Below are 21,293 nucleotides of genomic sequence, written 5' to 3' on the forward strand. Positions count from 1 at the left end.
CAGCGGGCGGCCCGCCGGGCGGAGTCGGCCCCCTCCCCCTCCCCTGCCTCCTCCACCGCCGCACACACCCAAGACCTGCCCCGGGCTCTCGACTCCTTCGTGGGCCGCCGGCCGGAGCTGTCGCGACTGCGCACCCTGCTGAGGTCGTCGCGGCTCCTCACCCTGACCGGTACCGGCGGAGTCGGCAAAACCCGGCTGGCGCTGGAGTTCGCCAGGGGCCCGGCCGGCAGTGCCTCCCGAGTCGACCTGGTCGAACTCGACTCGCTGCACGACGGCGCCGTGCTCGCACAGTCCGTGGCCGCCGTACTGGCCGTGGGCGAGCGGGCGGGACGGACCGGAGTCGATGTGCTGGCTCACGCCATCGGGGACGCTTCCCGGCTGCTGATCCTGGACAACTGCGAGCATCTGGCCGACTCTTGCGCGCATCTGGCGGCGGCCCTGCTGAGCCGCTGTCCCGGGCTGCGGATCCTGGCCACCAGCCGGGAGGCGCTTCGGGTGCCCGGGGAGGTCGTGTTCCGGGTGGAGGAGCTGTCGCTGGCCCCGCCCGGCGGCGAGGACGACCCGGCCGCACTGCTGCGGTCCGACGCCGTCCGGCTGTTCGTCGAACGCGCCTCGGCCCGCGCACCCGGATTCCGGCTCCACCGGGGCAACGGCCGGACCGTCGCCGAGATCTGCCGCCGCCTCGACGGCCTGACCCTCGCCATCGAGCTGGCGGCACGCCGGGTCGGGACGCTTCCGCTGAGCGGCATCCTGGCGGGACTGGACGATCAGTTGTCCCTGCTGGCCGACGGCAGCAGGACCGGGCCCGGGCGGCACCGTGAGCTGGCCGCCGCGATCGACTGGAGCCATCGGCTCCTCGATCCCGTGGAACAGGCGGTTTTCCGGCGCCTTTCGGTCCTCGTCGGCGGGTTCGACACAGTCGCGGCTCAGGCGGTGTGCGCCGGCGGGGGCATCACGTCGCGGCAGATATTCCGCGTGCTGTGCGCCCTGGAGGGCAAGTCCCTGATCGTACGGGTGCCTGGGGACGCGCTGCCCGCACGGTTCAGGCAGCTCACCGCCATCCGCGGCTACGCCCTGGAACGCCTGACAGCCTCCGGCGAGCTGCCCGCCACCCGTCGGCGGGCCCTGCGGTGGCTGGACGGGCTGGCGCGGCGCGCCGGTGACGAGGTGTTCGCCGACCAGATCGGCGGCCCCCTCGCCGGGGAACAGGACAACCTCGCGGCGGCCCTCGCCCACATCACGGGGCGTGACGGCGCCACGTACGTCAGGTTGGCGCTCGAACTCGCCCGGGTGCGCTACCAGCAGGAGCAGCCGTCCGCCGCCCGTACGCTGCTGGCGCGGCTCCTGGACGACGACGACGGCCGGGCGCTCGGCGGCGAGGTCCCGGCACTCGCCGCCCGTGTGGCCTGTCAGCAGGGGCACTTGGCGGAGGCACTGCGGCTCGGCGAGGACGCCGTGCGTGTCGAGTGTGCGGGCAACCGCCGCCCCGCCGGGCTCGCCAACGCCCTGGACGCGCGGGCCGCGGCCCGGCTGTGCCGCGGGGAGTTCGCCGAGGCCGTGACGGACCTGCGCGCGTGCCTGGAGGTCGTCACCGCGCTCGGCAACGCGCACGACACCGCGTGGTGCACTCATCATCTGGCCTGGGCCCTGCACCAGTCGGGCGGAGTGCGGGACGCCGACGTGCTGATGTCTCGCTGTCTGCCGGTGCTTCGACGGCACGCTCCCTGGCGCCAGCTGGCGGCCGCGCTGCACACCGCGGGCGCCGTGCGGCTCGCCCTCGGCGATCTGAAGAGCGCCGAGGGGCTGTTCGCCGAGGTGCTCAGGATCGCCCCGGGGGCCAGCTTCCACGCGCTGTACCCCGTCGAGGGCCTGGCGATCGTGGCGGCGGAGAGCGGTGATATGCAGCGGGCGCTGCGGCTGTGTGAGGCAAGCGCCGAGGCACGTCGCCGACTGGACACCGAGCCCGAGGGCCCGTGGCGGCGCCGGGTGGAGGAGACGGCCGCGCGGGCACGGACGCGGCTGTCGGCCGCGGCGCGGGAGGCGGCCGTCAGCCGAGGCCGCGGACTTCGCGGGGACCGGCTGGTCGCCTACGCCCTGCGCGCCATCGGCGACGGCGATGCCCCCGGCACCGGGGAGCTGACGGGCAGGGAGTTCATGGTAGCCGAGCTCGTCGCCGAAGGGCTGACCAACCGCCGTATCGCCGAGAAGCTGGACCTTTCGGTACGTACGGTCGCCTCGCACCTGGACCACGTCCGCGACAAGCTCGGCGTGCGGTCACGCACGCAGATCGCCCTGTGGGTGGCCGCCAGGAGAACGGAGCGGCCCGCCTCGCTGCGATGAGCCTCACAAGAGCCTCGGGTGGGCGGGTCAGTGAACGCGCGCTCCTTCCACGTCGTCTCCTCTCTACGGTGCGCCTGCCGCGGGCACCCGCTGCGCGACGGACGAGGGGTGGGTACGACATGCGCGTTCTGGTCATGGAGGAGGAGGAGATGCCCATCTGCCCGAGACCCACGGCGACGGCCGTCAAGTGGCCCTGTCACGCAAGGAGTTCGCGGTGCCGGAGGAGCTGTTGCGCGCGGCCGGTGCTCCGGTGTCGGCGGAGACGCTGCTGGAACGGGTCTGGGACGAGGAGATCGACCCGTTCACCACAATCGTCAGGGTCACTAGGCGAGGGCCGCGCCGCAAACTCGGCGAACCGCACGTCGTGGAGGCTGTCAGCGGTGTGGGATACCCCCTGCGTGAGCACGCATATCTCGCGGGCGGATTCAGCCCCACCGCGTACGTCCTCCTGGCTGCACGGCCTCGCCGTGGGGCTGACCGCGCTCGCTCCGCCCTGCGCAGAAGCTGCCAAGAGCGTCTGACCCGGGCTGATACCCCTCACGCATTCGCGACCTCCCCCGGGATTGGCTGCCACCGATCACTGGTACTCGGCGGTGAAGGGCCGGTGCGGCCCGGGAGGAGTTCGTATGTCCATCTCTGTGTCCTCGCCGCTGACGGTCGACGCACGCGAGCACGGTCTGGTCGGTGACGGGACCACCAACGATCAGCCGGCGTTCGCCCGGCTGGTGGACGCCATGGGCGCGGCCTGCGCCGCGGACGGCCGTCCCCGGGTCATCACGGTCCCCGCGGGCTGCTATGTCCTCCGGGACAGGGCGACGGTGTGGCGCAGCGGTGTGTCCCTGATCGGCGCGGGACGCGGCGCCACCTGCTTCGTGCTGTGCAATCCCGGCAGTCCGACGACACCGGTGCCGCTGGCCTGGTTCACCACCGCGCAGCACGGAGCCGGGCGCGACAACCATCTGGCGGACATCACCTTCGCGCATTTCGAGGTCGACGGTTCGGGCGTGCGGACACGGGAGTACGACCCGTTGGCCAAGGGGCTCGGCCTGCAGTACGTGCTGCGGGGCCGCTTCAGCGATCTGTACGTGCACGACACCGCGGCGACCGGCTTCGGCTGTGACTTCCTGCAGGACACGGTCGTGGAGGGGGTACTGGCCGAGCGGTGCGGCCGGCAGGACCCCGGCGAGAAGATGGGCGGCGCGGGCATCGGGATCGGCGTCGGCGGCTGGGGCGCGGTCGAACGCCTGACAGTCACCACCTGCACCGCGATCGGCAACGGCACCAACGGCATCTTCGTGGAGCTGCAACGCGAGAACTGGCCGCCGCCCCGCGGCATTCGTATCACCGCCTGCCACGCGGAGGACAACCGCTTCGGCATCTCCGACTGGGGAGCCGACGGACTGCTGGTCACCTCTTCGACGATGATCGGCAACCACGAGGCCGGGTTCGACGTGTCCTCGCAGGGCACCTCGGGTGTCGGGGGGCGAGGCGGCATCGTCAACGGCTGCGTGATCGACGGCAATGTGCGCAACGGCATCGCGATCGGAAACACCCCCGGCCCCTACGCCCTCCGCGGCAACCGCGTCAGCGACAACGGACGTTACGGCTACTGGGAGCACAACCTCGAGGGCGGCGATCGGGAGCCGGCCGCGGACGTCGTGCTGGAGTCCAACGACATCCGGGACAACGCGCTCGACGGTGTCCGTATCGACGCCGACCTGCGGGACCCGGCGATCCTGGGCAACCGGATCCGCAACAACGGTCGCCGCGCCGCGCCCGCGGCATCGGGCGGCGGCGCGGGAGTGCGCTGTACCCGTCTGTCCCTGGTAGACGAGAACGCCGACTGGCCCCCGGACGGTCATCGCGGCAAGGAACTGACCGTGGGCCGGCAAAGGGCCGTGGTCACCTCCAACACGAAGACGGATCTCGCCCTGGCCCCCGCACGTCCGGGAGCTGACACCGCGTGGAGCGACGGCACACCCGCGCCGGGCTCCTCGTACCGGCTGCCGGATTCCCCCGCCCCGCGAGCCGGAATCACCGCCGCGGCCGCGGTGACGGGAGCGCAGATGAACGGCAACCGCGTCTGGGACGACCAGCGGCCCAGGACCCAGATTCACGGCGTGTGGATCACATCCGAGGGCAGCTGGACACGCGGACGCGTCTGCGGCAACGACTTCACCGGGAACGCGTCGGCGGCCACCCGCTTCGACACGCCGCCCAGCGGCAGCCGCTGGCGCGACAACGACGAATAGGCGAGTACGCCAGCACGCGAATACGCGATACGACGTGCAGACCTTTAGACGCCCGGACGGCGCGTGCGGTCGGCGCTGCCGTCGCCCACGATGGCGCCGGACGTCTGGCCATCGGACCCGAGACGCAGGCGAGCGCCCTGCCGCAGGAGTTCTCGCTGGACGAGCGGGTAGGGCACGTCGCGCGGCCTGCGGTCGAGACCGATGGCCAATCCGGCGCAGACGCCTGCCGCCTGACCGGTCGCCATGGCGATGGGCATGACGCGGTAGGAGGAGTGCGCCACGTGCGAGCCGGAGATGCAGCGGCCGGCGACCAGCAGCCGGTCACTCTGCCGGGGCAGCAGACAGCGCAGCGGGATGTCGTAGAAGCGGCCCCGGGGGACGCGCTTGAGGACGGTGCCGGTGCCCGCCGGGTTGTGGATGTCGATGGGATAGGCGCCGTGCGCGATGACGTCGGGGAAGGAGCGGGCGTCCATGATGTCGTGTCCGGTCAGCTTGTAGTCGCCCATGATGCGGCGCGTCTCCCGTACCCCGATCTGGGTGCCGCTCTGCACCACGTACGACTCCTCGAAGCCCGGCACGTGGGTCCGCAGAAAGCGCTCGATCTGGGCCAGCTGGCGGCGGGCTATGAACTCGGCCCGGCTGAGGTCCCATACGTCGATGCCCAGCGCTGAGACGCGGGTGCTGTTGACGCTGACCTCTTTGTCGTGCGGAGTGGCGAAGAACAGCACGTCCTCGCGCGGCAGATGCAGTTCACCGGAGGCCCTGGCCTCCTCGACGAGGTCCCACAGCCCGTGCACGCCGCGCCACTGGTCGGGATGCTCACGCACGTACTCGGCGAATCGCGGCCGCAGGAAGTCGACGACGCGGAACATGAGCGTCATCGGCTGCACCAGCCCGTCCTCGGGACGCCCGATCTCGCACAGTGCTCCGCAGGCGTTGGCCACGTCACCGTCCCCCGTTCCGTCGACGACGACTCCGGCGTCGATGACCACCGGGCCGGACTTCGTCTCGAAGACGACCCGCCAGCCGTTCTCCAGGGGCAGCGCAGTGGAGGCGAAGGAGTGGAACAGCATCCGCACTCCCGCCTCGTCGAGCAGATCGAGGAGGACGAGCTTGAAGATCTCCGGGTCGAACGGCACGGTGTAGCCGGTCTCGAGGGACGGCGGGATGCATCCGCCACGCTCGGTGAGCCGGTCCAGCAGCCGCCACAGGAAGCCGGCGACCACCGGTTCGCCCTCTCCGTGATCGGTGGGCAGCAGCCGGTCCCCGACAGCGCCGGGCTCGGTGAACAGGGCCTGTTTCTGTTCGTTGTGGAACGACATCAAGGGCATGACGAGCGCCGCGGTCGCGTTGCCGCCGAGGAAGCCGTACCGCTCCACCAGCACGACGTCGGCCCCGGCATCGGCCGCCGCGCAGGCGGCGGCGGTTCCGGCCGGGCCGCCACCGACGACCAGAACGTCCGTCCCGCCTCCGTAGCGGGCCGCGCGCGGCGGCAGGGTGATGGTCTGGGAGTGCGGAGGTGGCTTCAGGATCGGCATCGTTTCTTCCCGTCGGCTGGATTTCCTGTACGGCAGGTCCGGCCCTGGTCCGGCGTCATGAGGCCGGTCGCGGCCTCTCAGCCCGCGGCCCCGGTACCCGGCCTGAGCAGGTGGAGGCCGGACTGTGCGGCATCCGGCGGGTTGCCGGCGTCGTCCATGAGGTCGAGCACCTGCCCGCAACGTGCGCAGGTCTCCCGCGCGAGTTCCTGCAACCGCTCGACGCGGACGCCGAGGTCCACTCGGCGCTGGGGGAACTCGTCCCAGAGCCGGTCCACTTCCGCCAGCAGCAGTCCGGCCTGCTCGCGTGCCACACCGACCAGCGCCGGTGCCCCGATACGGCGTGCGAAGTCGAAGACCTTGCCGGAGTAGGGCAACGGCAGGACGGGCAGGCCGGAGACGGCGGCGAAGATCACGAAGTGCAGGCGCATACCGACGACCAGGTCCAGATGGCTCATGAGGCCGAGGACCTGGCCCGGACGGTAGACGCTGTGCAGGATCCGGCCCCGGTCCGGCGCGGTCATCCGGGACAGCACGCCATGGGCGTGGTGGACGTCCTGGCGTTCCATCGGTACGAAGACCACGTGCGCGTCCAGACGCCGCACCAGGAAGTCCGCCACATCGGCGAGCAGCGCGTGGTAGTCGCCCTCGTCCAGCTTCTCCGCCGCCCGGCCAGGTTCTCGTACCGACATCCCCACCAGCCGGGTATCGGCGGGGACGCCCTCCTGGCGCATCATCTGCTCGGTGAAGGGCTCCGGCGGCAGCAGCAGCGCCGGGTCCGCGGTGACGGTGAGCTCCCGGTCGAGCCCGGCCTCCTCCAGCACGAGCCGCGATTCCTCGTCGCGTACGACGACCTCGTCCATCATCGGCAGCACAGCGCGCACCGCCGCCCGGTCGTCCGCGTCCCGCAGCGGGCCCGCGCCGACCGCGTAACCGAAGGTGCGGACACCGTGGGCCTGTGCCGCCTCCACCAGCCGCAGATACCGGCGGGCCTCGCCGTCGTAGAGGATGCCGCCGCCGCCGAGCACCAGCAGGTCCAGGCCGGACAGGGCGTCGAGCACCTGTTTCTGCGGGACTCCTTCCCAGCTCACCACGTCGTCGACGCCTGGATAGTGGGCGCGGGTGTGCTCGGCGTTGCGGCTGAAGATGACGAGCCGGGCGTCCGGGCGATGGGCGCGCAGGCAGCTCAGGACGCAGATCAAGATGGCCTCGTCGCCCATGTTGTAGCCGCCGTACGAGCCGAGCAGGCCGATGCGTGGGCCCGACCGCGGACGCTGTGTGGTGGTGGTCATCCGGAACTCCTGTTCCGAGGAGCTGATGATCGACGCGTAGGTCCTGGACGGCCCTGGGAAGGCGGCAGGAGCCGAAGCTCGGCGCGGCGCTGCCACGTCCGGGCTCGGGCCCGAGTTGCCTCCACGGCCCGGAGGAAACCCCCAGTGAGGCACTTTCCGGCAGCCGGCGGCGAAGAACGCGGCCGACGGTCGTGCCAAGTTTTTCATGGGACCCGATCACGCACCATCGCAGCCGACGAGCCGGCATCCGGAACGCGCCCGCACGTCCGAGATCCCTGGCATGAGCGGCGACCGGCGGGGAACCCCGCGCCACGTGCACATGGCAAAGCGGAACTACCGGGCGTCCTGGGTCCTCACTCTCCGTGAGTCACTCCGATGCCGTACACCACCGAGCCTCCCTCGCCCGGGCAACGGACGCTGAGCGGGTACTCGACGTGTCCTCTGCGGCATCAGCGGCCCGGGTCGACGACCAGGGCCGGATACGCCGTCGCCACGTACAGAGGAGATCTGAATGACCAGCACTTTTTCCCGGAACTGGGAGCATGCCGTCGTCACCGGTGGCTCGGGTTTCGTCGGTTCGCATCTGTGCGCCGCCCTGCTGGACTCGGGCGCCGCGGTCACCTGCGTGGACGACTTCAGCACCGGTCGGCCGGAGAACGTGGCCCACCTGCTCGACCGCCCCGGATTCACCCTTGTGCGGGCCGACGCCGCCGAGGGCCTCTCCGTCGACCGACCACCGGATCTGCTCCTCCACTTCGCTTCCCCGGCATCCCCGGCCGACTATCTGCGGCTGCCGCTGCACACGTTGGAGACCGGCAGCCTCGGGACGCGCCACGCCCTGGAGCTCGCCCACCGCTGTGATGCCCGCTTCCTTCTCGCGTCGACGTCCGAGGTCTACGGAGACCCCCAGCAAAATCCCCAGGACGAGCGGTACTGGGGGAATGTGAACCCGGTCGGGCCACGGAGCGTGTACGACGAGGCCAAACGGTTCTCCGAGGCCCTCACCACCGCTCACGCCGACGCCGAGGGCACCGACACCTGCATCGTGCGGCTGTTCAACACCTACGGCCCCCGGATGCGTGGCCACGACGGCCGTGCCGTGCCGACGTTCGTCCGTCAGGCGCTCGACGGTGAAGCACTCACGGTCACCGGCGACGGATGCCAGACCCGGTCGCTGTGCTACGTCGACGACACCGTCCGCGGCATCCTCGCCGCGGCGGCGCACGGCATGCGCGGCCCGGTCAACATCGGCAACCCGACCGAGATCACCATGCTCGACCTCGCGCGCCTCGTCATCGAACTCACCGGATCCACGTCGGAGATCCGCTTCATCGAACGGCCGACGGACGACCCGGCCGTCCGCTGCCCGGACATCACGCTGGCCCGCGACAAGCTCGGCTGGGAACCCGCGGTGGACGCCGAGGAAGGCCTGCGGCGCACGATCGACTGGTTCCGCGCCACCGCGAACCCCTGATCCGGTGCGAGCGCCCGCCCCACCGGCGGTGCACTCCCGCAGCGGAGACCGGCTCGACGCCCGGCTTCGCCCCGATCGACGGCTCGCCCGGCCCACCACACCGCCGAAAGGCCTGTGACCTCCATGCGCATCCTCGGAATCAACGCCCTCTTCCACGACCCGGCCGCCGCCCTGGTGATCGACGGCCGCACCGTCGCCGCCGCCGAGGAGGAGCGGTTCTCCCGCCGCAAGCACGGGAAGCGACCGGTGCCCTTCTCCTCGTGGGAACTGCCGGACAAGGCCGCCGCGTGGTGCCTGCGGCGGGCCGGTCTGCGCCCGCAGGACCTCGACGCCGTCGCCTACTCCTACGACCCGCGGCTCGCCCGGCCGGCCGAAGACATGGGCCTCGACGACCCCTGGGACCACCTCCGGCAGACGTACGCCCGCGAGGCACCCGGCTTCCTCGGTGCCGCGCTGCCGGGTCTCGACCCCGGAATCGTCCGCTTCGTGCCGCACCACATGGCCCACGCCGCGTCCAGCGCCTTCGCCGCACCCGACGCCGGGGACTCGTCCGTACTGGTCCTGGACGGGCGCGGGGAGCGTGCCTCGCATCTCGCCGCGCGCCGGGTCGGGGACCGGCTGGAACCCCTGTACGCACAGGATCTGCCGCACTCGCTGGGACTGGTCTACGAGGAACTCACCGAGCATCTCGGCTTCCTGCGCTCCTGTGACGAGTTCAAGGTGATGGCGCTCGCCTCCCACGGCACCCCGCGCATGCTGCCGGAACTGCGCCGTCACGTGTACCCCACGGGGGACGGCGGGTTCCGCGCCACCGCGGTGCCCTGGCACGAACTGTCCGCGCCGCGCGGCCCGGACGAGCCGTGGACGCAGGAGCACGCGGACGTGGCCGCCTCCGCCCAGGCCGTCCTTGAGGAGACGCTGCTGGACCTGGTGCGCTGGCTGCACGGAAAGACGCACCACAGCGTGCTCACCCTCGCCGGTGGCGTCGCGCTCAACTGCGTCGCCAACTCCCGGATCGCGCGCGAAGGACCCTTCTCCCGGGTATGGGTGCAGCCCGCCGCCGGTGACGCGGGTACGGCGCTGGGCGGTGCGTTGCTGCTGGCCGCCGACGCGGGCGACGAGCCGGAGCCCATGGACGGCGCCGATCTGGGCCGGGACTGGTCCGAGGCGGAGCTCGGAGCGTGGCTGAAGACGGCGGCCGTGCCGTTCGACCGCCCGCCCGACATCGCCGCGACGGTGGCCGAGGCCCTGGCGGAGAACGCGATCGTCGCCTGGTTCCAGGGCCGCTCCGAGTACGGTCCCCGGGCGCTCGGACACCGCTCGCTGCTCGCCCACCCCGGGCACGCGGGCAATCTCGAACGGCTCAACGACGTCAAGGGCCGTGAGCAGTTCCGGCCGGTGGCCCCCATGGTGCTGGCCGACCGGGCCTGCGACATCTTCGACGGTCCGCTGCCCAGCCCGTACATGCTGTTCGTCCATGACGTGGCCGACGCCTGGCGGGACCGTATCCCGGCCGTCGTCCACGTCGACGGCACGGCTCGCATCCAGACCGTGGACCCGGAGCGTGAGCCGCTGGTCGCCCGCATGCTCGGGGCGTTCGAGCGGCTCACCGGGTTGCCGGTGGTCGTCAACACCAGCCTGAACACGGCGGGCCGCCCCATGGTGGACGACCCGCGTGACGCCCTGGAGTGCTTCGGCTCCTCACCCGTCGACCTGCTTGCCATCGGCCCGTACGCGATCCGGCGCGGGGACTTCTTCCGCGCCACCGGCGACGGGAGGGTGTGATGACGCAGTACGGAGCGCGGCCGGCGAGCGCCCAGGAGGCGGACGACGCGTACGCGGTGGTGATCCCGACACTCGGTCGGCCCAGCCTGAACGCCTGCCTGCGTGCGTTGGCCCGGTCCGATGGTCCGCGGCCGGTCCGGATCGTCCTGGTCGACGACCGGCCGGACGCCTCGGGCACACCGCTCGCGGTCGGCGTCCCGGAGCCACTGGGGGCCCTCACCACCATCGTGCGGGGCGGTGCCCGGGGACCGGCCGCTGCGCGGAACGCGGGCTGGCGGGCGGCCGGCCGGGTTGCCTGGATCGTGTTCCTCGACGACGACGTGGTGCCCGGCCCCACGTGGGGCGACGACCTCGCCCTCGACCTGGCCGCGGCGACGTCCCGGACCGCCGCGATCACCGCGCGTATCGACGTCCCGCTCCCGGCGGAGCGCCGGCCCACGGACTGGGAACGCAACACCGCCGGGCTCGCCACCGCCCGGTGGATCACCGCCGACATGGCATACCGGCGGGCGGCCCTGGAGGAGGTCGGCGGCTTCGACGAACGGTTCCGGCGAGCCTTCCGGGAGGACGCGGACCTCGCGCTGCGGGTGCTCGCCGCCGGGTGGGCGGTGACCTCCGGGGTCCGCGCCACGACCCACCCGGTACGCCCCGCCGACCGGTGGGTCTCCGTGCGCGTCCAGGCGGGCAACGCCGACGACGTTCTGATGACCCGGCTGCACGGCCGCGACTGGTGGAGCCGGGCGGGCGCGCCACGGGGGCGCCTGCCCCGCCATCTGGCGGTGACCGCAGCGGCGGTGGCGGCGCTTGCCTGCGCCGCCCTGCGCAGGCCCCGAGCCGCCACGGCCTGCGCCGCGGTGTGGCTTGCCGGGACGGCCGAATTCGCCCTGGCCCGGATCGCTCCGGGGCCGCGGACCCGGGACGAGGTCGTCACCATGGTGCTGACGAGTGTGGTCATCCCGCCCGCCGCCGTCCGGCACTGGCTGCGCGGGCAGGTCGTCCACCGCAGGACACCGCCCCTCGATGCGTACGGGTCCGGTGAGCCGCCCCGTGCGTGGCGAGAGCCCGATCGGGAGCGGGTGCGCTCATGACCCCCCGCCGCCCGACGGGCCCGCAGCGCGCCGACGCCGACGGCCCCTGGCTGTTCGACGGACCGGCGGACGGAGCGCCGCGCGAGTGCGCCTGTGGGGGCGCCCTTCCGGCGGCCGTCCTCTTCGATCGCGACGGCACGCTCGTGGCCGACGTGCCCTACAACGGCGACCCGGCGCGGGTCGAGCCGATGCCGACAGCGCGGGAGGCCGTCGACGCCGTACGGGCGCGGGCCATCCCGGTCGCCGTGGTGAGCAATCAGTCGGGCGTGGCGCGCGGCTTGCTGACGCTTCGTCAGGTGGAGGCCGTGCGGCTGCGGGTGGAGGAGCTGCTCGGCCCGTTCGATGTCTGGGCGGTCTGCCCGCACGGGCCCGACGACGGATGCGGCTGCCGCAAGCCCGCGCCGGGCCTGGTGGTGGCCGCCTGCGCACGTCTCGGCGTCGCGGCGGAACGCACCGCCGTCATCGGTGACATCGGTTCCGACATGGCGGCCGCCCGTGCCGCCGGCGCCCGTGGAGTGCTGGTGCCGACTCCGGTGACCCGCCCCGAGGAGACCGAGAGCGCCGAGACCACGGCCCCCGACCTGCTCGCCGCGGTGCGCCTGGTGCTGGCCCCGGAACCCGACCTCGTCCGCGGCGCGGAAGGCCGGCCGGCGGGGGCGGCATTCGGCGCCGAAAGCACCGTGCGGATGGCGGGTGAGTCATGACGGCCGCTTCCCGAAGCCTCCCCCGCACCCTGATCGTGCGCCTGGACAGTGCCGGTGACGTGCTGCTGGCCGGTCCCGCCGTGCGCGCCGCCGCTGCCGGATCCGCGTACACGGCACTGTTGTGCGGGCCGCAGGGGGCTCAGGCGGGCAAGCTGCTGCCGCGCGTGGACGAGGTGCTGGTGCACGACGCCCCGTGGGTGGGCCTGGAGCCGGCGCCGGTCTCCCTGGCGCAGACCCGGGAACTGCTCGAGGCGCTGGCGGCCCGCCGCTTCGACCGTGCCCTGGTGCTGGTCTCGTACCACCAGAGCCCGCTGCCGATGGCCCTGTTGCTCAAACTCGCGGGGGTCGGGTGGACGGCGGCCGACAGCGAGGACTACCCGGGTGCCCTGCTCGATCTGCGCCACCACCGGCTGCCCCACCGGCATGAAGCCCTGGCCGCCCTGGACCTGGCCCGGGCCGCCGGATTCGCGCTGCCGCCGGGCGACGAGGGGGCCCTGCGCGTCGACACCCCGCCGGACACCACGCCTCTCACCGGCTCGGAGCCGTACGTGGTGCTGCATCCCGGCGCCGCGGTGGCCGCGCGGGCGTGGAGCCCCGGCCGGGCGGCACGGGCCGCGGCCGCCCTGTCCGCCGAGGGGTACCGGGTCGTGGTCACCGGCGGGCCCGACGAGAGGGCACTGACCGCGCGGGTCGCCGGCAGGCACGCCCTGGACCTCGGCGGGGTCACCGATCTGCGACACCTGGCGGGGGTGCTGGTCGCGGCGCGGGTGGCGGTGGTCGGCAACACCGGTCCGGCACACCTCGCCGCCGCGGTCGGGACACCGGTCGTCTCACTGTTCGCCCCGGTGGTGCCGGCCGAGCGGTGGCGGCCGTACGGCGTCCCGCACGTCCTGCTCGGCGACCAGGAGGCGGTCTGTGCGGGGACCAGGGCCCGGCACTGCCCCACACCCGGACATCCGTGTCTCGACGGGATCGGCGACGCCGAAGTGCTCGCCGCGGTGGCCGCACTCGATCGAAACCGACTAGTCGGGATGAATGACTTCAACAGGACAAGGAAGACGAAACGGGCGGGGGCCGACGCGGACTCGTCCCCTGGACCGCGCGACCCGTCCGACCGGGGCGGCGCGGCCGAAACGGAACGAGGAGCGACCATATGAATATTTTCTTGTGGCATGTGCACGGCTCTTGGACGACGGCGTTCGTCCAGGGCCCCCACACCTACCTCGTTCCTGTGACACCGGACCGTGACGCGGATGGCCGCGGCCGGGCCCACACCTTCTCCTGGCCCGCCTCCGTGCGGGAGGCGAATCCCGAGGAACTGCGGGAGGCGGAGGTGGACCTGGTCGTCCTGCAGCGCCCGCACGAACTCGAACTGGCCGAACGCTGGCTCGGCGGTCGCCGCCCCGGCCGTGACGTGCCCGCCGTATATCTGGAGCACAACGCGCCGGACGGCGATGTCCCCGGCACCCGGCATCCGTTCGCCGACCGCGATGACCTGACACTCGTTCATGTCACCCATTTCAACCAGCTGTTCTGGGACTGCGGCTCCACCCGCACCGAGGTGATCGAGCACGGCGTCGTCGATCCGGGGCACCAGTACACCGGCCGGCTCCCGCGCGCGGCCGTCGTCGTCAACGAACCGGTACGGCGCGGCCGCTACACCGGTACGGATCTGCTGCCCGCGCTGTCCGAGGCGACGCCGCTGGACGTCTTCGGCATGCGCACGGAGGGCCTCGCCGCCCATCTCGGCCTGCCCGAGGACCGCTGCCGTACCGCGGACCTGCCGCAGAGCGAGCTGCACACCGCCATGGCGGAACGCCGGCTCTATCTGCATCCGGTGCGCTGGACATCGCTCGGTCTGTCGCTTCTGGAGGCCATGCACCTGGGCATGCCGGTCGTGGCGCTCGCCACCACGGAGGCGGTCGAGGCCGTCCCACCGGACGCGGGCACGCTGTCCACCCGCCCCGACGTGCTGGCCCGGGCCGCACGGCACTACCTCCAGGAGCCGGAAGCCGCGGCCGAGGACGGGGCCCGTGCCCGCCAGGCGGCCCTCGGACGGTACGGGCTCAAGCGCTTCCTCGACGACTGGGAGCGCGTGATGACGGAGGCGCGTTCATGACCTCATCTCTCGGATCCCTCACCCACTCCGCCCTCGACATGGACGGTCCCGGCTCCCTCGCGATCGCCCTCGTCTCGGAACACGCGAGCCCGCTCGCCGCGCTGGGCGGGGTGGACGCGGGCGGGCAGAACGTCCACGTGGCCTGCCTCGCCGGCGCCCTCGCCGACCGAGGTCACCGGGTGACCGTCCACACGCGCCGCGACAGCCCCGACCTGCCCGACCGGGTGGCACTGCGCGACGGGGTCGAGGTGCACCATGTGCCCGCGGGACCGGCGGAACCCATACCCAAGGACGAACTCCTGCCCCACATGGGCGACTTCGGGCACCAGCTGATCCGCAGCTGGCAGGGCCGGCCGCCCGACGTGGTGCACTCGCACTTCTGGATGTCGGGACTCGCCTCGCTGGTGGCGGCACGTCGACTGGACCTGCCCCTGCTGCACACGTACCACGCACTCGGCACGGTGAAGCGACGGCACCAGCAGCTGGCGGACACCAGTCCGCCGCGGCGGATCACCCATGAGACGGACGTGGGCCTGGGGTGCGACCGGATCATCGCCACCTGCCGGGACGAGGTCGTCGAACTGGGCAAGATGGGCATCCCCGCCGACAGGATCAGCATCGTGCCGTGCGGGGTCGACACCGAACTGTTCACTCCGCGAGGACCGGCCGCGGCGCGCGGCGCCCACCCCTACCAGCTGCTCCAGCTGGGCCGCCTGGTCCCGCGCAAGGGGGCGGCCGTCTCCATCGCGGCACTGGCCCTGCTGCCCGACGCGGAGCTGGTCGTCGTCGGCGGCCCCCCGGCGGACCGCCTGGACGACGATCCGGAAGTACGGCGTCTGCGCCGCATCGCCGGTGAGACCGGTGTCGCCGACCGTGTCCGCTTCACCGGCGGGGTGCCCAGCTCCCAGGTGCCGTCGCTGCTGCGCGCCGCCGATGTGGTGCTGTGCCCGGCGGACTACGAACCGTTCGGCATCGTCCCGCTGGAGGCCATGGCCTGCGGCAGGCCGGTCGTCGCCAGCGCGGTGGGCGGCCAGCTGGACACGGTCGCCGATCCGGGCACCGGACGGCTGGTGCCGCCCCGCGACCCCGACGCCCTCGCACGGGCCGTCGCCGAACTCCTCTCCCGCCCCGAGACACGGCAGGCGTGCGGCGAGGCCGGCCGCCGTCGTGTGCTGCGCCGATACAGCTGGGCGCACGTCGCGGCCGAGACCGAGACGGCGTACTGCGCCGTCCTGGACGCCCAGTCCGCTGTGACGGAGGTGGTCTGAGACACCACCCGCCCGCCGGTCCGGGCGATGGGCCCGGCCCTCGACAGCGGTCCGGGCGACCTGCCCGGGCCCTCGACAGCGTTCCGACCGACCGCGGAGCACCGACGTCCGAAGGAGGTGCGGGTCCGGCCGCCGTCCTCTGCGACGCGGTACGCCCGATCAGCATGACCGAATCCCCTGCACTCGATGCCGCACACGTGCACTGCCGGTCTTTGGAGCAAGCGCTCGTCCGTCTGCGCCTCGACGGTCTCGGCCGGATCGCGGACTGGGGCGGTCGTCTCGCCGCGGTCCTTCCGGCGGGCGGCCGGCTGCTGGCCGCGGGCAACGGCGGGAGCGCCGCGCAGGCCCAGCACCTGACCGCCGAACTCGTGGGCCGCTACCGGCAGGAACGGCCGGCCTTCTCGGCCATCTCCCTGCACGCGGAGACGTCCAGTCTGACCGCCATCGGCAACGACTACGGCTTCGACCATGTGTACGCCCGTCAGGTGGCCGCCCACGGCCGGCCCGGGGACGTCCTGGTGCTGCTGTCCACGTCCGGCCGCAGCGCCAACCTGATCAGCGCCGCCGTGACCGGCCGGGCGGCGGAGATGCGCGTCTGGGCGATGACCGGGCGGAGTCCGAACCCGCTCGCCGAGGCCGCGGATGAGGCGCTGTGCATCGAGGCCGACAGCACCGCGACCGTCCAGGAGGCCCACCTCGTCGCGGTGCACCTGCTCTGCGAGGGCTTCGACCTGGCCCTCGCGGCCCCTTCCCCGACCGCCGCGCGCGCCGCCGCCTCCCGCGCGGTCGCGGCCCACGGGAGGGCGTCATGACGGGACCGAAGCCGCTCGTGGTCGTCGGAGACGTCCTGCTCGACGAGGACATCGAAGGCGTCGCCACCCGGCTGTCCCCGGACGCCCCCGCCCCCGTCGTCGACGTCACCCGTGACCGGCGTCATCCCGGCGGGGCGGGACTGGCCGCCGCGCTGGCGGCCCGGGGCGGCCGTGAAGTCGTCCTGGTGACCGCCCTCGGCGACGACTCCGCCAGCGAGGCCGTACGCAGTGAACTGCGCGGCCGGGTCCGGTTGGTGGAGATACCCCTGGCAGGCAGCCTGCCGGTGAAGACACGTGTGCTGGCGAGCGGCCGCCCGCTGGTGCGGATCGACCGGGGCGGCGGCACACCCGGCGAACCCGACGAGGCGGTGCGGGACGCGCTGGCGCAGGCCCACGCCGTCCTCGTCGCGGACTACGGGCGCCGCACGGCGCACGCCGTCCGTGAGCACCTGGCCGCGGTCACCCCCCGCACGCCGCTGGTATGGGATCCCCACCCCAAGGGCGAGGTTCCCGTGCCGGGAGCCCGGCTGGTCACGCCGAACGCCGCGGAGGCGCTCAGCCTGTGCCCCGGCGAGGGCGGCACATCGCTGCGCGCGTACGCCGAGCGAGGGGCCCGGCTGGCGGAGCGCTGGCACGCCGCGGGCGTCGCCGTGACGCTCGGCGAACGCGGTGCCCTGCTGGCAAGGCCCGCCTCGGGTACGCCGATGCTGGTGCCCGCGCCCTATCGGGCCGCCGGGGATCCGTGCGGCGCGGGCGACTGCTTCGCCGCGGCGACCGCCGCCGCCCTGGCCGACGGCGCGCTCCCGGAGGAGGCGATCCAGCGGGGTGTCGCCGAAGCCGCCGCGTTCGTGTCGGAGGGCGGTGCCGGCAACCCCGCCCTTTGGCGGACGGAGCCCGTCTCCCCCACCGCCGATCCTCCCGGGAGCGACGCGTTCGCCGTGGCGGAGCACGTCCGGGCGCGCGGTGGCACGGTGGTGGCCACCGGCGGCTGCTTCGATCTGCTGCACGCGGGCCATGTCGGCCTGCTGGAGAGCGCCCGGGGCATCGGCGACTGCCTCATCGTCTGCCTCAACTCGGACGCCTCGCTCACCCGGCTCAAAGGCCCGGGACGCCCGCTGAATCCGGTGGCGGACCGCATCCGCGTCCTGGAAGCTCTCGGCAGCGTCGACGCCGTCGCGGTCTTCGACGAGGACACCCCGCGAGAAGTGCTGAGCCGGCTGCGGCCCGATGTGTGGGTGAAGGGCGGCGACTACTCCGTACAGGATCTTCCCGAGGCGGAAGCGCTGCGCGCCTGGGGCGGGCAGGCGGTCGTGCTGCCGTACCTCGACGGCAGGTCCACCACCCTGCTGGCGCGCCGGGCCGCACGGGCCGCCGTACCGCTGGGGCCGTCCGCGTCCTGAACACGACCGCGGCGCTACGACCCACCCGCAACCCGGAGAGGCATCCGTGGACCCGAAGGCTGAGAAGGGCGCGTCGGCCCGAGCCACCCGGCCCCGGGCGCTGGTCCTGCGGGCGCTCGGCCTGGGCGACCTGCTGACCGCGGTTCCCGCCCTGAGGGCGCTACGACGGCATCTCCCCCGCCACGAGATCGTGCTGGCCGCGCCCGAGCGGCTGTCCGGTGCCGTCGCCGCGACCGGGCTCGTCGACCGGCTGCTGCCCGCTTCGGCCGCCGGGCGGGAGGTGCCGGCCGAGCTGGCGTGGGAGGGTCCGGCACCCGATCTCGCCGTGGACCTGCACGGCAACGGCCCGCCGAGCCATCTGCTGCTCCAGCGGCTTCGACCCCGGCGGCTGATCGCCTACGCACACCCGGGGACACCCGACATTGCCGGTCCCGACTGGCGCGAGGAGGAACACGAGCGGGCCCGCTGGTGCCGCCTGCTCCGCTGGTACGGCATCGACGCGGACCCGGCGGAGCTGCGGATCCCGGCGCCCGCGACGCCCTCCCCCGCACCCGGCGCGATCGTCGTGCATCCCGGCGCCGACGCACCCGCCCGCTGCTGGCCGAAGGAGCGGTTCGCGGCCGTGGTCCGGGAACTGCGCCGGTCGGGTCACGACATCGTGGTCACCGCGGGCGCGGGCGAGGACGCTCTGGCGCGGTTCGTGGCGGCCGAGGCCGAGCTGCCATCCGGCGCGGTCCTGGGAGGCTCCGGTGACCTGCCGTTCGATCAGCTGGCCGCGCTCGTCGCGCGGGCCCGCTGTGTGGTGGTCGGCGACACCGGGCTCGCCCATCTGGCCACGGCGCTCGGTACCTGCTCGGTCGTCCTGTTCGGTCCGGTCGCCCCTCGGCTGTGGGGGCCACCGCCCGACGTACGCCACCAGGTGCTGTGGCATCCCGGCGACGGCGACTCTGCCCGGCCCGGCGACGCCCACGGCCGCCTGCCGGACGAACGACTGCTGCGGATCACCGTCGCGGAGGTGGTCGAGGCGGTGCGGGGGCTGGCCGAGCCGGTTCGCCTTGTGCGGCGGGGCGGTGGATCCGGGCGCGCCGTGGAGACGCCCAGGGGCTCCAGTTCAGCAGGCGGCGGAGCCGCGGCCCCCGGGCCTGCCGACTCCTGAGACGGACGCCGACGGAGGCGGCCGTGTGTCGATGCGGCCGCAGGCTCCGTACGTCGCGGGGGGCTGAAACCTTACGTCGCGGCGCCCGAAGGCACCCGTATCCCGTGGTAACCGCAGGCGCCATTGGTTGCCCGCGGTCGAGGCACTCGTACGCCGCGGCGTCCGCTGGCGCCCGCACGTCGCGACTTCCGCAGACGCCCGCACGTCGCAGCTTCCGCAGACGCCCGCACGCCGACGTGCGGGCGTAGGTGCCCGCACGTCGGCGCGGGCGTAGGTGCCCGCACGTCGGCGCGGGCGTAGGTGCGCTGCCTCCCAGCGGACGCTGACACCGTGTTTCCCGGCCGCCCCAGCCGCCGTTGCGCCCCGCGGATTTCGCCCCCTCCGCCCCTACCGTCCCCCACTCTCGGCTTCGCCGGATGCAGGGGAACCCCCACCGCATCCGAGGGCCCGCCCCCAGACCCCCGTATCGCGCTACCGCGCTCGTCCTCAAACGCCGGACGGGCTGAAACGGCTCAGGCAGCCGTGTCCAGGGCCGGTTGGGCCGTCGGGCCGCGCTGCTCCGTGCGCAGGGCGACCGTCGTCGTAGTGCGGCGTTCCCGGACCATGTAACCCGCTCCGATGGCACCGGCGATGATCAGGCCACCGGTGACGAGGGCGCCGCGGGCTCCGGCGAACTCCATGAGGAGGCCCAGTGCGGGCGGACCGCCGAGGCCCCAGGCCGTGCTGATGCTTCCCCACACTCCCAGGACACGTCCTCGCAGGTGGGCGGGCGGATCGGTCTGGAGGACGGTCGTGCCGGCCGTGTCGGACACGGACTCGAGCAGGGCCATGGGCAGGACGAGCACCAGCAGGACGGCGAGTGAAGGCGACAGGCCCGCCACCGCTTGGAGCAGGGCGCCCGCGGCGGCGAGGGTGCCCACCAGCCGTACGGAAGGCCGGCGCAGCCTGGCGCCGAGGACCGCGCCCAGGATGCCGCCGACGGCGAGGACGGTGGAGACCGTGCCGAACGCTCCGGCGCCGCCGGCGAGCGGGCCGGTGACGAGAACGGCCAGGGTGAGGGTGTAGTTCCGGCCCAGGACCGCGCTGATCCCGGTGATGCCCGCGAGCGCGACCAGTCGCGGGCGGCGCATGAAGAAGGCCAGGCCCTGCCGCACGGTCATGTCCTGACCGGCTGCCTGAGGGGCGCGCCGGGGGGCAGGCACGGCGGACCGGCCCTTCTCGGCGCTCCGGACCGCGCCGGCGACCGGACGGAGGAAGGGGATGACCGAGGCGACGAAGAGGAAGGACGCTCCGTTGGCGGCGTAGGCGGCGGCCGTGCCGAAGAAGGCGACCGTCACGCCGGCGAGCGCGGTGCCGGCGAGCCGGCCGGCGCTGTGCACCAGTGAGCCCACTCCGATGGCGGAGGGAACGTCCTGAGCCGGGACGAGATCGTTGCCGAGCAGAGCGCACGCGGGTCCGTCGACCGTGGCGACGAGGCCGGTGACGGCGGCGAGCACCATCAGCACGGTGAGGTCGAGGCGGCCGGTGGCCGCGAGGACCGCCGTCACGAGGGCGACGGCGCCGAGGAGCGCCTGGCTGACGAGGGCGGTCAGCTTGCGGGGCCAGCGGTCGACCGCGGCGCCGCCCGCGAGGCTGACGAGAAGCGCGGGGGCGGCCTGCACGGACAGCGAAAGACCCGTGGCGGCGGCGGACCCGGTGATCTGCAGAACCAGCAGGTTCTGCACCGTGAGCTGCATCCACGTACCGGCGTTGGACACGAAGTTGGCCAGAGACCACCAGCGCATGCTGCGGTACTTGAGGGATCGCCACGGCGAGCGGGAATCACCCGTCGAGGGCATGGATCCCGCGTCCGGCGCGGGCGCGGCAGGGGGCGAGGAGGCAGTGGAGGTAAGAGGCACAGGGGTACTCGAAAAGGTGTCCGGGGAACTCAGGTGGAGGAATCAGCAATCCACGGGAGTTCGGAACACCGGCTGCGCTGCACGGTCACTCCACCGGATCTGTCGGTCCGCCGCACCGCCGGATGGCTCGTCCTGACAGGCCCTGGCCCGAAGCCCCGGAGTACGGCGTC

15 protein-coding genes and 1 pseudogene are annotated in these 21,293 nt (G+C 73.3%); 13 read left to right on the plus strand and 3 right to left on the minus strand.

Annotated elements, in window-relative coordinates; genetic code table 11:
* The first annotated feature begins 99 nt into the window (after positions 1-99).
* The 3 genes and pseudogenes from AB0D27_RS01445 (at position 100) to AB0D27_RS01455 (ending at position 4,592) form a co-directional block, all read left to right on the plus strand.
* A complete protein-coding gene (locus AB0D27_RS01445; RefSeq protein ID WP_362500885.1) occupies positions 100-2,340 on the plus strand; it encodes a LuxR C-terminal-related transcriptional regulator in 2,241 nt (746 codons plus the stop codon).
* A gap of 175 nt (positions 2,341-2,515) precedes the next feature.
* Positions 2,516-2,737: pseudogene (locus AB0D27_RS01450) on the plus strand (winged helix-turn-helix domain-containing protein); the annotation flags it as partial.
* Positions 2,738-2,966: 229 nt separating this feature from the next.
* Entirely contained in the window at positions 2,967-4,592 is a 1,626-nt protein-coding gene (locus AB0D27_RS01455; protein WP_362500886.1) for a right-handed parallel beta-helix repeat-containing protein, read from the plus strand.
* A gap of 44 nt (positions 4,593-4,636) precedes the next feature.
* Here AB0D27_RS01455 and AB0D27_RS01460 read toward each other — a convergent pair whose 3' ends face one another.
* Positions 4,637-6,130, minus strand: a complete 1,494-nt coding sequence (locus tag AB0D27_RS01460) for an FAD-dependent oxidoreductase (protein WP_362500887.1) — start codon at positions 6,128-6,130, stop codon at positions 4,637-4,639.
* A 77-nt stretch (positions 6,131-6,207) separates the two neighbouring features.
* Positions 6,208-7,419, minus strand: coding sequence for a polysaccharide pyruvyl transferase family protein (locus tag AB0D27_RS01465; protein ID WP_362500888.1), 1,212 nt, complete (start codon positions 7,417-7,419; stop codon positions 6,208-6,210).
* A 511-nt stretch (positions 7,420-7,930) separates the two neighbouring features.
* Between AB0D27_RS01465 and AB0D27_RS01470 the strand changes: the two genes are divergently transcribed.
* The 10 genes from AB0D27_RS01470 (at position 7,931) to AB0D27_RS01515 (ending at position 19,225) form a co-directional block, all read left to right on the plus strand.
* Positions 7,931-8,893 carry an NAD-dependent epimerase/dehydratase family protein gene (locus tag AB0D27_RS01470; protein WP_362500889.1) on the plus strand — a complete coding sequence of 321 codons (963 nt, stop codon included), beginning with the start codon at positions 7,931-7,933 and terminating at the stop codon, positions 8,891-8,893.
* A gap of 123 nt (positions 8,894-9,016) precedes the next feature.
* A complete protein-coding gene (locus tag AB0D27_RS01475) occupies positions 9,017-10,678 on the plus strand; it encodes a carbamoyltransferase C-terminal domain-containing protein (RefSeq protein WP_362500890.1) in 1,662 nt (553 codons plus the stop codon).
* Positions 10,678-11,766 carry a glycosyltransferase gene (locus tag AB0D27_RS01480; RefSeq protein WP_362500891.1) on the plus strand — a complete coding sequence of 363 codons (1,089 nt, stop codon included), beginning with the start codon at positions 10,678-10,680 and terminating at the stop codon, positions 11,764-11,766. The genes AB0D27_RS01475 and AB0D27_RS01480 overlap by 1 nt, the downstream gene beginning before the upstream one ends.
* Positions 11,763-12,470, plus strand: a complete 708-nt coding sequence (locus AB0D27_RS01485; RefSeq protein WP_362500892.1) for an HAD family hydrolase — start codon at positions 11,763-11,765, stop codon at positions 12,468-12,470. The genes AB0D27_RS01480 and AB0D27_RS01485 overlap by 4 nt, the downstream gene beginning before the upstream one ends.
* Positions 12,467-13,627 (plus strand): glycosyltransferase family 9 protein, encoded by a 1,161-nt coding sequence (locus AB0D27_RS01490; RefSeq protein ID WP_362500893.1) that lies wholly within the window; start codon positions 12,467-12,469, stop codon positions 13,625-13,627. Before AB0D27_RS01485 ends, AB0D27_RS01490 begins: the two co-directional genes overlap by 4 nt.
* A complete protein-coding gene (locus tag AB0D27_RS01495; protein ID WP_362500894.1) occupies positions 13,624-14,589 on the plus strand; it encodes a glycosyltransferase in 966 nt (321 codons plus the stop codon). The genes AB0D27_RS01490 and AB0D27_RS01495 overlap by 4 nt, the downstream gene beginning before the upstream one ends.
* Positions 14,586-15,857: a glycosyltransferase gene (locus AB0D27_RS01500; protein WP_362500895.1), complete on the plus strand. Its 1,272-nt coding sequence runs from the start codon at positions 14,586-14,588 to the stop codon at positions 15,855-15,857. The genes AB0D27_RS01495 and AB0D27_RS01500 overlap by 4 nt, the downstream gene beginning before the upstream one ends.
* A 164-nt stretch (positions 15,858-16,021) precedes the next feature.
* Positions 16,022-16,669 carry an SIS domain-containing protein gene (locus AB0D27_RS01505; RefSeq protein ID WP_362500896.1) on the plus strand — a complete coding sequence of 216 codons (648 nt, stop codon included), beginning with the start codon at positions 16,022-16,024 and terminating at the stop codon, positions 16,667-16,669.
* Positions 16,666-18,069 carry a PfkB family carbohydrate kinase gene (locus tag AB0D27_RS01510; protein WP_362500897.1) on the plus strand — a complete coding sequence of 468 codons (1,404 nt, stop codon included), beginning with the start codon at positions 16,666-16,668 and terminating at the stop codon, positions 18,067-18,069. Before AB0D27_RS01505 ends, AB0D27_RS01510 begins: the two co-directional genes overlap by 4 nt.
* 46 nt (positions 18,070-18,115) lie before the next feature.
* Entirely contained in the window at positions 18,116-19,225 is a 1,110-nt protein-coding gene (locus tag AB0D27_RS01515) for a glycosyltransferase family 9 protein (RefSeq protein ID WP_362500898.1), read from the plus strand.
* A 512-nt stretch (positions 19,226-19,737) separates the two neighbouring features.
* Here AB0D27_RS01515 and AB0D27_RS01520 read toward each other — a convergent pair.
* A complete protein-coding gene (locus AB0D27_RS01520; protein ID WP_362500899.1) occupies positions 19,738-21,063 on the minus strand; it encodes an MFS transporter in 1,326 nt (441 codons plus the stop codon).
* Positions 21,064-21,293: the final 230 nt, after the last annotated feature.

The organism is Streptomyces sp. NPDC048415, assembly GCF_040651675.1.
Taxonomy (GTDB): Bacteria; Actinomycetota; Actinomycetes; order Streptomycetales; family Streptomycetaceae; genus Streptomyces.